At 65.9% G+C, this 2,095-nt stretch carries 2 pseudogenes; both read left to right on the forward strand.

Annotation, left to right across the window (positions count from 1 at the left end):
- Positions 1-181 (forward strand): annotated as a pseudogene (locus KN815_RS48270) (hypothetical protein); the annotation flags it as partial.
- Positions 182-809: 628 nt separating this feature from the next.
- Positions 810-2,095, forward strand: a pseudogene (locus tag KN815_RS48275) (SdrD B-like domain-containing protein); the annotation flags it as partial.

A 2,095-nucleotide genomic window follows, 5' to 3' on the forward strand; every position in this document is an offset into this window, starting at 1 on the left:
CTCCGGGACCAGCGGAGGCTCCGGAACAGGTGGCGGCTCGGGGACTGGCGGCGGCGGTGGCTCGCTGGCCAACACAGGTGCGTCCGGCCTGCTGAAGATCATCTCCCTCAGTGCCCTGCTGGCCGGTGCGGGCGCGGCAGCCGCGTTCATGACCAGGAAGCGTCGCGCCGGGCAACACTGAGCCAACACGGAAAGACGGGTGATCCGCCCGCCCGCGATATCGCAGTGGCGCGGGCGGGCGGACCACACCTGACGGATCATGCTCGATAACCGGTCATTCGACGTCACGGGCATCGACCGCGCAAGAAGTCGCGCGGCGACCGCCGAACAAGCGCGGAGGAGCCCCGTCCATACCCGGACGGGGCTCGCCCGTATGTGGACGGCCACGCCGCCGATGACGGCCGCCACCCAGCGTGGCCGCAGCCATCGGCGCCGGCCGGCCGAGCGCCACGCGAGCCCCTGATTGATTCTCATACTCGGCACGCGGCGCATTGATAACATGTTTCGCCCATTTCTCCTCTGCGGCCCCGATCTTGACGCACACCCGGTACAGTATCGTCGCTGGTGGGGCGGTTCAGGATGACTATTCAGATTCTTGTGCTGTTTCCGTGTGGGGAAGCGAGGACGAGTGCAACTGGCCTGGGGAAGGCACTCCCGAGTCCCTGAAATCGCCACATCCGCCAAGATGACCAAGAACGGGTCCACCGAAACAGCGGTGGACCCTTTTCATGGCCGACGTGTCACCCGGGGCCGGGAAGCCGATGTGCAACTGGAATCGGGTGTTCGGTTCACATGACAAGGGGAGCGTGATGGCTGTGAAAAGAGCGTGTACAAGATTACGCCGGACAACCGGGAAACGTACGGGCCCGCTGGCACGAGTGGGCTTATCCAGTTTCTTACTGGTGGGCAGCGTCATAGGCGCGTCGGCTGGGACGGCCGCCGCTTCGGCTGGCGATGGCACCCTGACAGTTCAGGTGCTGCGGGATTTCTTCGGCACCGGCGTGATCAACACGACCATGGATGTGCCGCAGCGGGGCATGAAGGTCAACGTGTCGGACCCGGCCGGCCATCGGGTCACCGGCACCACGGATGCCACCGGAAAGGTGGTGGTCTCGAAGTCGACCGCGCTGACCGGCGGCCAGTACCGCGTCGACGTCACCATCCCGGCGCCGTACAACAAGTATCTGCGGGCGGCTCCGGCCTCGACGGCGGAAAACCACTTCGACAGCTTCACGACCTTCGTGAACGTGTCGGACGGCAAGGACGACTCGGTCATCACCGGGGTCTGGAACCCGGCCGACTACGCACTGCCGGACACGCGGTATTTCGTGCCGATCCAGAATGCTTCCAGCGGGAAAGACACCCGGGCACTGGTGGCGTTCGGGACGGACAAACGAGGTACGTGTCCTGACCAGACGGCGTGCCCGACCACGATCAACACGCAGGACCAGGTGGGGACGACGTTCGCGTTGGCCTACGACAAGTACCGGAAGCGGGTGTTCCAGGGCGCGTTCGCCCGGCGGTACACCCCGTACGGGCCGGACGGCGGTAACGCGATCTACACCACGCCGACCGACGGTGGGAGCGCGCCGACCCTGTTCGCGAAGGTGCCGGGCGCCGCGGTGACGTCGCACGACGCCTCCAACATGATCAAAGACGCTGGGTTCACCAATGCACCGGGCAAGGAGAGCATCGGCGGCATGGCCCTGTCCGAGGACGGCTCGACGCTCTACGCGGTGAACCTGCTGACCCGGAGACTGGTCAGCTTCGACGCGACCGGTACCACCGCATCCGCACCCGAAGCGACGGTACGCATCCCGGACCCGGGCTGCGCGGCGTCCACCGACTGGCGACCGTTCGCACTCTCCACACACGACAACAAGCTCTACGTCGGTGGCGTGTGCAGCGCGGAGAGCACGCAGAAGCGCGAAGACCTGAAAGCCGTCGTCTACACCTACGACGGTGGACAGTTCGACACCGTGCTGACCCAGCCGCTCACCGGCGAGCGCGGCACCGTCTATGCCGGTGCCGAGGGGAACGACCAGGCAAACCACTGGAACCCGTGGAACACCAACCTGGCGACCTGGGACCAATT

This window comes from Streptomyces niphimycinicus, from assembly GCF_018883605.1.
In the GTDB taxonomy this organism is placed as follows: domain Bacteria; phylum Actinomycetota; class Actinomycetes; order Streptomycetales; family Streptomycetaceae; genus Streptomyces; species Streptomyces niphimycinicus.